Origin of the sequence: Parabacteroides gordonii MS-1 = DSM 23371 (genome assembly GCF_000969825.1) — a bacterium.
Classification (GTDB): domain Bacteria; phylum Bacteroidota; class Bacteroidia; order Bacteroidales; family Tannerellaceae; genus Parabacteroides; species Parabacteroides gordonii.
Map to the genome: position 1 here is coordinate 4,236,707 of NZ_KQ033919.1, position 11,583 is coordinate 4,248,289.

Here is an 11,583-nt window from a genome sequence, read left to right on the forward strand (position 1 = left end):
GCCGAATAATAAAAGCAAATACTTCCGGACGTGAATCGGTACTTTATATATTTAGGTTATAACGGCAAGAATTTCAGCGGTTGGCAGGTGCAACCCAATGGTATCACGGTACAACAATGTATAGAAGAGGCACTGGCCACCTTGTTGCGTCAGCCGGTTCCCATCGTCGGGGCGGGACGTACGGATGCGGGAGTGCATGCCCGTACGATGATCGCCCATTTCGATTGGGAGGAACCGATAGCCGACTTGCCTTTCCTGGCGGAGAAGTTGAACCGTCTGCTTCCGAAGGATATTGTCATTTACCGGATCGTCCCGGTACGCCCCGAAGCACATGCCCGTTTCGATGCTACTTCCCGCACTTATAAGTATTATGTGACTACGAGGAAAGACCCGTTCAATTATGAGCTGGTGTATCGAATGACCGGGAAGCTGGATTTCGATGCGATGAATGAAGCGTGTAAGGTATTGTTCGACTTTGTCGACTTTACCAGTTTCAGCAAGTTGCATACGGATGTGAAAACAAACAACTGCCGTATTTATCAGGCAGGATGGGAACAGGAGGGGGATGTCTGGGTATTCACAGTACAGGCCGACCGTTTCCTGCGTAATATGGTACGTGCCATTGTCGGTACGTTGCTCGAAGTAGGGCGGGGCAAATTGACGATAGAAGGTTTTCGTAAAGTAATAGAGGCAAAAGACAGATGTAAAGCCGGTACATCCGTACCCGGTCATGCACTTTTTCTCGTGGATGTAACTTATCCCGAAGAATTGTTTAATAGTTAATATATGTGGGTAGCATTAGCATTCGCCTCTGCATTCCTGTTGGGATGTTATGAGGTGAATAAGAAAATTTCCCTGAACGGGAATGCCGTAATTCCGGTATTGTTTCTGAATACGTTGATAAGCAGTCTTATCTTCGTTCCTTTTATATTTCTGTCGTTCTGCACGTCGGTGCTGGACGATACGATGTTTTATGTGCCGCGCGTCTCCATCGAGACACATGTAGCCGTATTTATCAAGGCTGTCATTGTTTTGTCGTCGTGGATATCCGGCTATTTTGCACTGAAGCATCTGCCGCTGACTATCACAGGGCCAATCAAAGCAACGCAACCTGTCCTGACGCTGGTCGGGGCAATGGTGATATTCGGTGAACGGCTGAATGTATATCAATGGATCGGGGTCTTGTTGTCGATCGCTTCTTTCTATATGCTTTCTTCATCGGGAAGAAAGGAAGGGATTCACTTTACCCATAACAAATGGATCTTTTTCACGGTGATATCCATCCTGACCGGGGCAATGAGCGGCTTGTACGACAAACATCTGATGGCGAGCATGGATGTGATGACGGTGCAAGTCTGGTTTAATGTCTATCAATGCCTTATCATGTTGCCGATCCTGCTGTTGCTGTGGTATCCGCAACGTAAAAAGAGTACACCTTTTGTTTGGCACTGGAACATTGTATTCATCTCGGTCTTCCTGATCATTGCCGACTGGATCTACTTCTATGCCTTAAGTTTCCCCGACTCGATGATCTCGATCGTATCCATGATACGCCGAAGTAACGTACTCGTCACTTTCATTGCCGGTGCCCTCTTCTTCCATGAAAAAAACTTAAAGAGCAAGGCGATAGACCTATTCCTTGTGTTGTTAGGAATGATATTCTTATATTTGGGGACGAAATAGATAATAGATATGAAACGACTTATTTTTTCTATATTGATTTGTGTGTTTGCCTTGGGTGCGAAGGCACAGGATATGGCTGCTGTATTTATCTCAATGCCTGACCAGAACATTCCTCAATTGGAGAATGCCTGGCGTAAGGATCTGGTTGATCTGTACAAATCCGGTAAGGAAGCCCGTCTGAAGAATACGATGAACGGTTTTTCTTCCCTTGACAGTCTGACTTCAGACTATTTGTCTTTAAAGGCTACCGAGCGGAGTACAATAGAAATGAAGCTATTGCCTTTGGTGAATAATACGAATGTCATTTGTATGGTAAGAACGGTGAATGGCCCGGTTGCGGATAGCCAGGTAGAGTTTTTTACAACAGACTGGGAACCTCTGGCTGTTTCCGATCTGTTTACTCCTGTCGATGCAGACTGGTTTATCAAAGAGGATACTGACAAAAACAGCAATGCTTTTCAGGATGCGGCATCCCGTCTGGATATGAATCTGATACAGTATAACCTGAGCCCGGACAACCTGACACTGACGGCTACTTACACGACGCCTCTGTATCTGAGTAAGGAAGACCGGAAAAAGGTTACTCCTTTTATAAAAGACTCTCCAAAGGTTTATACCTGGGAGAAGTTCCACTTTAAGTAAAACAGTTATAACGTATAAAAACAGCCTGTCCGGTATGGCACTTTGCCTTATCGGACAGGCTGTCTTATTTAGGTTGGTTTTTGTGCCATGCCTGTTGCACAAAAGTGCATTACCTAGTGCACAAATGTGCCACGCCTATGGCATTATTGTGCATTCGTTGTGGCAAAGTGAGGATTTGCCTATTCTATCAGTTGTCCTTTTGCATCGAAAGTCAGCTTGACTTCGTTGTTATCCATCTTCAGCTCGAATACATAGAACATACCGGCCGGTTTTTCTACGGCATCGACTTCTTCCACCTTATACTGGTTGTAGGCAGAACTTGCCAGCTCATCCATAACAACTACCGGGACATCTTCGAGGCGAATATCCCATTGGGTGTATACCCATTCATTATTAGCATTGAATAAAACCTCTTTGCGAATGCCTTTGTCCTTTATATCTACCTCAGGGCCATTCTTTTCCTTGTCGAACTCCAGGACGGTGGCATTCGGATACTTTTGGTTGAGGAAACTTTGGATAGCTTTGGGTACTTCAACGGTATTCGTTACTTTCTTTTGATTATTGCTGCAACCGATAAACAATGAAATGCAACATACGAGAATAGCTAAAACGGACAGTTTTTCTTTCATGACTACTTTTTCTTTACTTGTTATTTAAAAGAAAGCACGAATACAATAGAGGTTCAGCCATTGTATTCGTGCAGTTTATTCTCGTAAGAAACAAATTCACGCTATGCAAAGTTCTCTTTTACATTGTTAATCTTTGCGGACATCTTCGATCTTACCTTCGGCACTGATAGTCATTTTAACTTCGTCGTTGCCTTTTTCGAGTTCGAGCACGTACGAAGTACCTGCCGGGTTCTCAATCACGTCGATATCATCGATCCTGTAATCTTTATAATCCGATGCCTTGTAAGCATTCATGATGATGGCCGGAAGGTTTACTTCTTTTATATCCCATTCGGTATACAGCCATTCGTTGCCGGTGTTGAAGTAAACATCTTTATAGATGTTGTTGTGAAGAATGTCCACTTCGAAACCGGTCTTTTCGGAGTCGAACTCTAATACGGTAGCGCCCGGGTACATTTCGTTGATCGCGTCTGTTATGGCCTGCGGGACAACAGTGGGTTGGAAGTTATCGTTGTCGTCATCGGGGACAGCCTTTAAAAGGATGCCGTCTTCGGTGTAATATAAGTCGAATTCCTGTTCGCCTTGTTCTACTTCTATCACATAGACGGTGGCGGCGTTGGAACGTTCCAGTTTGTCGAAGTCCGTAGACTTCCAGTCCTTATATTCACTGTCTTTCAGGCTTGTGCGTACCGCTTCGGGGAGCAGGCCGAAGTTGATCTCGGTCTTTGTCATCACCCAGTTGCCTTTGTTGTCGAACCAGGCTTCCGTCTCATTTCCGCTTACATGGAATTCGGCGACCTCGTAGCCACCCTTGGTTTCCCATTCCACTTTGCCGGCATTAGGATATTTTTCATCGAATGCTTTTGTAATGGTCTGGTCGGGGAGATAGTTGTTGTCGTCGTCATCGCAACTTGTAAACGCAAGCATACCACACATTGCTAAAGCTAATACAGATAATTTTGTCTTCATACTTATTTCTTTTGTTAGTTAATTAATCAAACTTCTTGAAGTTACCTTTACGGTCGAATTTGAGTTCAAGGTCGTTGTTGAGCTTGATCTCATATTCGCGTGTATCTTTGTCGATAGAGATAATCGTGTTGCCGGCAAAATGCGTTTTGATGTAGGCCGCTATTTTATCCGGCAGGATCTCCATCGGGATAGAAGCGTGGCGGGCTTCGATCTCTTTCCACTCTCCGGACTTATCGAATTCCACATTCACTCCGTTCGTCAGGATCACATCGTACCCTTTTGTTCCCAACAGGTTACTTTCTATTTTAATATGTGAGATATCCGCCTGGCTGAAATTAGAGGAAAGGAAATCACGGCACACAGCAGGTAAGACCGATTTGTCTCTCGTTATCTTTTCATTGTCTGCAAAAATAGCCATTGTCGACAGTAGCAGGCTGACCAGTATTAATCCAAACTTCTTCATACGCTTTCTTCTTTTAATTTATACTGCAAAGGAAAGGCAACATTTGGGAAAGATTTGGGAAAAGAGCTTCATTTGAATGTTAAAATGAATTGATGCGAGCCCTTATATTCATATTTTACCTTTATGCCATAGATTGTCGCGATCGATCTGACGATAGCCAGGCCCAGTCCGGTCGAGTCCTTCCGATGCGTTTGCTTTTCGAAACGGTTGAACAGGGTCGCTTCATTCAGGCCGGGACTTTCGCTACTGTTCGCGATGGTCAGTGTCCGGGCGGTTACTGTGAGGACGATCGTTCCGTTCTCTTTGTTATGTACAAACGCATTCTTCAGTAAGTTGCTGACCAGGTTGGAAGCCAGGGATTCATTCATGGTGAAGAGCAATGAACCGCTTTCCTCGTAAGAAACCTGTATGTGCTTGTATTCATACATCTCCTCGAAGTCCGGCAGGAACTTGCCGATCAGTTTATTGAAGTCTATTTCGACGGTATCGGGAAACTGCTTGTTATCGATGCGCGAAAGGAGCAGCAAAGACTTGTTCATCTTGATGATGCCTCGCAAGGTATGGTTGATACCGGCTATTTCGAAGAGCTGTTCTTCCGTACAATCGGGGTTCTCGCTGAGGAGTTCCAGCTTGTTCATGCAGATAGCCAACGGCGTTTGCAGTTCATGGGAAGCATTCTCGACGAACTGTTTCTGCTGGTCGTACATCTCCGAACTGCGCTGGATGGTTGTCTGGATGGCTTTGTTGAGGATTCTGAACTCATCGACTTTCGTCTCGTTCACCAGGGGCGTATGCTGTTTCCCTAACCGGTATTCCTTCAGCCAGTTGACCAGCGTGTACAGTGGGCGGAAGCTCGACTTGAACACAAAGTGCGACACCAGCAAGATGCAGCAAAGCAGACTGATATAAAGAATAAAGATACTCCAGAAGATCGCTTCCGCCATATCCTCTTTCTCCAGGGTGGAAGTCATGATCGTTAGCTCGTAATACTTCCGGTCGGCCGTCATGAACCAGGTGCGGAGAACGCGTACGGGCTCATCCTCCATCTCGATCTCTATGTAGATGGTAGAGTCGAAGAACTCGTCCTTATCCAGCTTGGCTTCCGATTCAGGCACTTCGCGGATGTAATATTTGGTCATGATGTCCACATGGTCGTGCAGCAACGTAGTGTCGGCCAGGACAGTCTTGATAATAATCTCTTTGTAGTTTTCCAAGCTATCGTTCGTCTCGTCGTCGACCTCGTGCATGATGGCAAAATAGAAACAACAAGCCCAGGCCGTCAGGATAACCAGTAACGGAAACAAGAGGTTGCGGAAGGTATAATGGATCAGCTTCATTCTTCATTCACCATTTTATAACCGAAACCGTACACAGCCTTAATCTCGGGGACAGCCCCGGCCGACTTCAGCTTCTTACGCAAGTTCTTGACCTGGCTGTAGATAAAGTCGAAGCTGTCCGCCTGGTCGATATAGTCTCCCCAGACAGACTCCGCCAGTGCACCCTTGCTGATCAGGCGGTCGGGGTTCGTGACGAAGTAATAGAGCAGGTCGAACTCCTTCCGGTTCAAGGCCAGCTCCTCATCGCCGATGTAGACCGCATGGCGATCCGGATAAACGGTGACGTTGGCCAGCGAGATATGCATCTCCCCATCCTGCTGTTTGCGGCGGATGATACATTTGATGCGCGCATTCAATTCCGCCAGATGGAAAGGCTTCGTCAGGTAATCGTCGGCACCGAGATCGAGCCCGGTAACCTTGTCCTCGATCGAGTCTTTGGCGGAAACGATGATGACACTGTCTTTCTTCCGCATCTTCTTCAGTTCCTCGAGCACATCGAGCCCGCTGCCGCCCGGCAACATGATATCCAGCACGATGCAATCGTAATCATAGTCGTTGATCTTCTGTAACGCTTCGTTATAGCCTACGGCACTTTCCACGACATAACGCTCCTTCTCCAGCGAGCGGATCATTACTTCACGTAGGGCGTCTTCATCTTCTACAATCAGAATTTTCATGAGCTATCTTGTTTGTTTACAAAGTTATGCAAATATTCTGGCAAAAATCTGGAATTTTCGTGTTATGTTTTCCTTCCTTTGTCGTCATAATAACAGAATGGAACTTGAAACGTTTAAAATAGCCGTACTACCACTCCGGGAGAAGCTGATCAACTTTTCCTTACGAATGATGCAGGAGCGGGCAGATGCCGAGGATATCGTGCAGGAAGCCTTGCTGAAGCTCTGGTATATCCGTGAGAAGCTGGACGGCTATCATAGTGTGGAAGCCTTGGCGATGCAAGTCACCAAGAACCTGACACTCGACAAGCTGCGGGCACGCCGTCCGGAAGGCATTGATATCGATACGTTGTCGATCGACTCGGGAGCCCGTACTCCGGCCGAGCAACTCGAGCAGAAGGATGCCGCCGCCCGTATCCGCTGGCTGATCTCCCAGCTACCCACGGTGCAGCAGACCATCATCCGGATGAAAGACGTGGAAGGCTACGAGATAGCCGAGATCGCCGAAATCACAGGCTCGCAGGTAGAAGCCGTCCGCAGTAACCTTTCAAGAGCCAGGAAACGTATACGGGAACAATTTTTACAGTTAAACAAACAGGAACAGTTATGAATATAGAAGAATTATTGAACCGGTATTTTGAAGGCGAAACCTCGGCAGCCGAGGAGCAGGAGCTACGCCGTTTCTTTGCTTCGGGGGATGTTCCGGCTCACCTGTCCGCCTACCAACCGTTGTTCGCTTACTTTGACGAGGAGCGGGCGGAAAAGAAAGACTGGGCGGAAGAAATCTGGTCGGAAGTGACGGCCGAACCACTTCCGGCGGGGCGGTTCGCAGCGCATCGGCGGAAGGTCGTCTACCTGCTCTCTACGGTGGCCGCCTGTGTGCTGGCGCTGTTGGCGGTCAGCCAGTTACTGTACCCCACCGACCCCTGTTTCTGTTCGGAGAATTATGTCGTGATAAACGGCCGGTGTTACACCGATATCCATAAGGTACGCCTGTCGGCTTTCGAGGCGCTGCAAGAGGTGGCCACTCCTGCGGATGAATACTTCCCCGAAGAAGACAGCAACGAAGCCGACCGCCGGATTATAGATAACCAGTTAAAGGAACTCGGTTCCATATTTAGTGATGACGAATAAAAACATGTAGCGATGAAACAGATAAGATACACTTTATTAGTATTGTTGGCAGCCCTTCTGCTGTTCCCTTCGGGAGCCGGGGCGACAGATGCCGAAGTCCTGCAAAAGGATCTGAAGATACAGGATGTCTTCCAGCGTTACGGACGGAAGAAGAATGTAACTATGGTCGAGCTATCCAACGAAATGCTTGAAACCTACGGCATGACCCGGTATAAGAGCATCACCATCAAGAACGATCCCGATGCCCTGCGCTTCACCCGCCAATGCCTGGAAGCCGACCAGAAAGGCGCCCGCAAGATCAAGGAAGTGACCGACGACGGCGGCGTTATCTCCGCCTACTACCAGTTGCCCGGCAAGGAAGCCGACATCAACCGCTTCGTCCTCTTCAAGGTAAGCTCGAAAGGCGTGATCACCCTGGTCTACATCGAGGGAGACCTCGACAGTGAAGACCTGATCACCATCCTGTTCACTAAAAAAGATTTATAAACAACTAAACAAATACGAAGATGAAAAGATTGTTACTGATCATGGCCTTTTGCCTTCCCCTCATGGGATTGCCGGCCGCCGGAGTTGAACCGATACCCGCAGATACCATTATCACCCTGGATAAGAAACGCATTGAAGTGAAAGATAACGGCGACCGTATGAAAGTCCGCGTCTATGAGCTGACGGAAGAGGGCGACTCCATCGACGATGAGATGGTGTTCGAAGGTCACTACCGCGACGGCCAGAGTTATGAGCGACGCAAACATATCCGCACGCTCTCGATCCCCGTGCCTACCTGGGATCGCGACTTCTCCGCCCACTGGGCAGGTATCGGCCTGGGCTTCAATAGCTTCATCGGCGACAACCTGACGCTGCGCAAAGGCAACTCCTGGGAGCTCAACCTCAACTTTATGGAATTCAGCCTGCCGTTCTCCCGCTATAACTGGGCGGTAGTCACCGGAGCCGGCCTGCGCTGGAACCGTTACCGGCTGGATACGAACGGGTATCTGAAAGAGATCGACGGCGTTACGGTACTCGTTCCCGCCCCGGAAGATATGGTATATAAGAAAAGCAGGTTGAATATCACCAGTATTACCATTCCGGTATTGCTGGAATGGCAGACCAAGAAGGTACGCCACCGTCCGCGTTTCTTCGTCTCAGCCGGCGTGGTGGGAGTAGTCAAAACCATGTCTTCCTCGAAGGTGACGTACCGCGACGAGCGCGACAAGAGCCGCACCGAAAAGATGGACGGCGGCATGAATATCCACCCGGTGACAATGGATCTGCTTTTCCAGGTCGGCACCGGCTGCATGGGGGCTTACTTCAAGTATTCGCCCATCGAACTGTTCGAGAACAACCGGGGGCCTGCGGTTAATCCGATCTCGTTCGGGTTGCATCTTCATATATAGAAAGACATAAGCTATTGAAGGATAGTGACGGAGTTTATTTTCCGCATAATTTTCCTATCTTTGTAACCGGGTGGTCTACGGACTGCCCGGACAGATATAAAAAGAACGGCTATGAATACGAATAGAATTGAAGATGTGCCTTTCGAAGAGGTACACGAGATAGAGAAATACGGTACTTATTACTCCGACAACCGTCTGTGGAAGAAGATAGAGCGGGTGGCGAAGAAGGTCGGGGCGACTGTCCTGCTGCCTGTATTCACCCTTTATTATATGTTGCAGGACGATAAAGTCTCCCTTCAGCATAAAGCATATATCGTGGGTGCACTCGGTTACTTCATCCTGCCGATCGACCTGATCCCCGACGGCATCCTCCCTGTGATCGGCTTTACCGACGATATCGCGGTAATGACCCTCGTCCTTAAGCTCGTCAAAGACAGCATCACCCCAGAAATCAAGGCGCGTGCCAACCAGCGCGTGGCAGAGGTGATGGGGACGGATAATGTTTGAAAAAGAGGAATCATAAAAGAAATAAAACAAAAGAAAGGGATGCATAACCCCTGCATCCCTTTCCTTCCTAGAACCATAAATTCGTAAAAACCGCTTTCCCTTCCGCGTCCTCCTCGGGTAAGGTGAGCAGTTGCGTGCCGGGATAGTTGTGCGAGATATAGCGCTCGAGATATTGGTAGGTGTTCTCTTCTATCTTGGCATCGATCTTGGGGTATTGATTGTAGATCACGGCCAGTATCTTTATGCCATACTGTGCACAGGCAAAGAGACTTAGCAATGTGTGGTTGATGCTTCCCAGTTTACCGCTGGTGACGAGCACGACAGGGTAATGACGCTCCCTGATGTATTCGATCGTCAGCATATCGAAGTTTAATGGCACCATCAATCCACCGGCCGCTTCGATCAGGATTTGGTTATAATGTTGTTGCATTTGCTCGATATTCATGCTAATTGTAAACGGAATAATTTCATTTTTTTCCATCGCAGCAGCCATGTGGGGCGAGCAAGGATATTTGAAAAGGTAGGGACAAGTCAAGCCCATGCGGTCTTCGTCGGTGAGCGGAATACCCATCAGCCGGCGGTGCATTTCGATGTCTTCGGATATTCCTTCGCATCCGGTCTGCACCATCTTCATGGTGGTGACCGATCGGCCGAGGGCTTTCATTGAACGGGCAAGGACGCCTGTAGCATAGGTTTTGCCTACGCTTGTGTCGATGCCGGTGATAAAGATTACTTTATTTTCCATGTTTGTTTATTATTTTTTTACCGCGAGCACATACAGCGGGCGATATGTTAGTCTGACTTTGTTTGTATCGGTGCTGTAAAGCCGGATGTATTCACGGCAGAACTCCTGCTGCCGCCCCCGTGTCCATGCGCCGTTGCTTGTCGCCGTCACCCCGGTGTGCTTCAGATGGCGGAGTACATCGAGAGGTGTGTCGAAGGTAAGTATTATTTCTTCTTCACGTATATGCAACACCTGGAAATCTTTGGCCAGCCATTCATTTAATTGCCCGGCGGAGGGATAGGGGAGGCCGCAGCCGGTCAGTTGGCGTATCTCTTCCAGGTTGCCGGGGGCGAAGGTATTGAACAGCAGGTTGCCGCCCGGCGATAGCATTCCGGCCAGCTTATGCAGGAATGTCGCGGGCTCGCCAATCCATTGGAAGGCGGAAGCGGAGACGATCAGGTCGAAGCGGCCGGGAAACTGGATACCTTCTGCAGCACCGGCAATAAAGAATGGCGTCTGGCCGGGGAAGAGGGTGGCGACCTTCGAACGGCAGGCTTCGCAGAGGTCGTTGAGGTACCATTCATCGATCACGCTGCATTCTTTCAGCAGGCGGGTGAGGCAGCCTGTGCCGCAACCGATTTCGAGGACGCGCCGGAAATGCATGCCGGTGTGACAGGCAAGAAGTCCGATTAGTCGTCGGCAGATTTGTTGTTGCGCGTCGGCGTGCCGGTCGTATGTGTCGAGGGCACGGGTGAAGCGGGTTATAATTCGTTCCATTGGTTCCATAGGTAGAAGGGGTAATGTGGTGCTTTGATTTCCAGTACTTCGGGACAGCGGGTGTCCCAGTATTCGTGTTGGTTGGCAGCAGGGAAGATGCGGTCGTCCGAGCTGATGAGGGCGCGTGTCCAAGCGATAGGGGCGGTGCGGCGGGCGGCATCGGGTTGCGGTTCGACGCGGCAGAGGTCGTAGATGTGTTGCAGTTCATCGCGCACTTCTTCGAGGAGGCGGGGGCGGACGGCTTCATATCCGGCGAGGGTGTCGCGGCTACCGCACATGCGGCGGTTGAAGCGGCTGAGTCCTTCGGCCGTCAGGTTGTCGATCGTGCCGCGGAAGATGTCTACGGGGATGCCGTAACGGTCGTCGATCGGGCGGGGGGTACCGTTGATGGCGGTTGCCGTCCGCAGCCTGTATTTCCCGCCGATGGCGAGCTCGGCCATCCGGACGCCCATCGACCAGGCGATGAGGTGGATCTCTTTATAGCGGGTGAGGTCTTCCATGAAACCAATCTCCCGGTAGTCGTAGCAAATCATGACGTCCGTCCCTTCGTCCGCTTTCAGCCGGGTGAAAAGCTCCGGCGCGGCCGACCAGCCTGCAAAAAAGAGGAGAAGCGAAGAGGAATGGGCGGTTTGTTGTTTTATTATTTTCAT

Annotated in this window: 16 protein-coding genes; 8 read left to right on the forward strand and 8 right to left on the reverse strand. The window is 49.2% G+C overall.

Features of this window, described 5'->3' with window-relative positions; all coding sequences use genetic code 11:
- Nucleotides 1-30: 30 nt before the first annotated feature.
- From truA to HMPREF1536_RS15940, 3 genes are read left to right on the forward strand one after another with little or no spacing between them, the layout of a single operon-like run.
- On the forward strand, nt 31-783 hold the full coding sequence (truA, locus tag HMPREF1536_RS15930; protein WP_028726237.1) for a tRNA pseudouridine(38-40) synthase TruA: 753 nt from the start codon (nt 31-33) through the stop codon (nt 781-783).
- Between the two features lie 3 nt (nt 784-786).
- Nucleotides 787-1,683, forward strand: coding sequence for a DMT family transporter (locus tag HMPREF1536_RS15935; protein WP_028726238.1), 897 nt, complete (start codon nt 787-789; stop codon nt 1,681-1,683).
- Nucleotides 1,684-1,692: 9 nt separating this feature from the next.
- The gene (locus HMPREF1536_RS15940; protein ID WP_028726239.1) at nt 1,693-2,325 is read left to right on the forward strand and encodes a DUF3256 family protein; all 633 of its coding nucleotides are present in this window, start codon (nt 1,693-1,695) and stop codon (nt 2,323-2,325) included.
- Nucleotides 2,326-2,504: 179 nt separating this feature from the next.
- Here the strand turns inward: HMPREF1536_RS15940 and HMPREF1536_RS15945 are convergent, their stop codons facing one another.
- The 5 genes from HMPREF1536_RS15945 to HMPREF1536_RS15965 form a co-directional block, all read right to left on the reverse strand.
- Entirely contained in the window at nt 2,505-2,954 is a 450-nt protein-coding gene (locus HMPREF1536_RS15945) for a PepSY-like domain-containing protein (protein WP_028726240.1), read from the reverse strand.
- Nucleotides 2,955-3,080: 126 nt separating this feature from the next.
- Nucleotides 3,081-3,923, reverse strand: coding sequence for a PepSY-like domain-containing protein (locus HMPREF1536_RS15950; RefSeq protein ID WP_028726241.1), 843 nt, complete (start codon nt 3,921-3,923; stop codon nt 3,081-3,083).
- A 22-nt stretch (nt 3,924-3,945) separates the two neighbouring features.
- A complete protein-coding gene (locus HMPREF1536_RS15955) occupies nt 3,946-4,386 on the reverse strand; it encodes a PepSY-like domain-containing protein (protein WP_028726242.1) in 441 nt (146 codons plus the stop codon).
- Nucleotides 4,387-4,454: 68 nt separating this feature from the next.
- A complete protein-coding gene (locus tag HMPREF1536_RS15960) occupies nt 4,455-5,723 on the reverse strand; it encodes a sensor histidine kinase (protein ID WP_028726243.1) in 1,269 nt (422 codons plus the stop codon).
- Nucleotides 5,720-6,400 (reverse strand): response regulator transcription factor, encoded by a 681-nt coding sequence (locus HMPREF1536_RS15965; RefSeq protein WP_028726244.1) that lies wholly within the window; start codon nt 6,398-6,400, stop codon nt 5,720-5,722. The genes HMPREF1536_RS15960 and HMPREF1536_RS15965 overlap by 4 nt, the downstream gene beginning before the upstream one ends.
- Before the next feature lie 97 nt (nt 6,401-6,497).
- Between HMPREF1536_RS15965 and HMPREF1536_RS15970 the strand changes: the two genes are divergently transcribed.
- The 5 genes from HMPREF1536_RS15970 to HMPREF1536_RS15990 all read left to right on the forward strand — a co-directional run bounded on the left by HMPREF1536_RS15970 (nt 6,498) and on the right by HMPREF1536_RS15990 (nt 9,432).
- Nucleotides 6,498-7,007: an RNA polymerase sigma factor gene (locus tag HMPREF1536_RS15970; protein ID WP_028726245.1), complete on the forward strand. Its 510-nt coding sequence runs from the start codon at nt 6,498-6,500 to the stop codon at nt 7,005-7,007.
- On the forward strand, nt 7,004-7,531 hold the full coding sequence (locus tag HMPREF1536_RS15975) for a hypothetical protein (protein WP_028726246.1): 528 nt from the start codon (nt 7,004-7,006) through the stop codon (nt 7,529-7,531). The genes HMPREF1536_RS15970 and HMPREF1536_RS15975 overlap by 4 nt, the downstream gene beginning before the upstream one ends.
- A 12-nt stretch (nt 7,532-7,543) precedes the next feature.
- Complete coding sequence (locus tag HMPREF1536_RS15980; protein ID WP_028726247.1) at nt 7,544-8,017, forward strand: DUF6108 family protein; 474 nt, start codon at nt 7,544-7,546, stop codon at nt 8,015-8,017.
- 20 nt (nt 8,018-8,037) lie between these two features.
- Nucleotides 8,038-8,925, forward strand: a complete 888-nt coding sequence (locus tag HMPREF1536_RS15985) for an outer membrane beta-barrel protein (RefSeq protein WP_028726248.1) — start codon at nt 8,038-8,040, stop codon at nt 8,923-8,925.
- Between the two features lie 111 nt (nt 8,926-9,036).
- Nucleotides 9,037-9,432, forward strand: coding sequence for a YkvA family protein (locus HMPREF1536_RS15990; RefSeq protein ID WP_028726249.1), 396 nt, complete (start codon nt 9,037-9,039; stop codon nt 9,430-9,432).
- 67 nt (nt 9,433-9,499) lie between these two features.
- On the opposite strand, the gene bioD is transcribed toward HMPREF1536_RS15990, so the two are convergent.
- The 3 genes from bioD to HMPREF1536_RS16005 are packed head-to-tail and all read right to left on the reverse strand — an operon-like array spanning nt 9,500 to nt 11,583.
- Entirely contained in the window at nt 9,500-10,177 is a 678-nt protein-coding gene (gene bioD, locus HMPREF1536_RS15995) for a dethiobiotin synthase (protein WP_028726250.1), read from the reverse strand.
- Nucleotides 10,178-10,186: 9 nt separating this feature from the next.
- Complete coding sequence (gene bioC, locus HMPREF1536_RS16000) at nt 10,187-10,942, reverse strand: malonyl-ACP O-methyltransferase BioC (protein ID WP_028726251.1); 756 nt, start codon at nt 10,940-10,942, stop codon at nt 10,187-10,189.
- Nucleotides 10,918-11,583 (reverse strand): DUF452 family protein, encoded by a 666-nt coding sequence (locus tag HMPREF1536_RS16005; RefSeq protein WP_044191320.1) that lies wholly within the window; start codon nt 11,581-11,583, stop codon nt 10,918-10,920. The genes bioC and HMPREF1536_RS16005 overlap by 25 nt, the downstream gene beginning before the upstream one ends.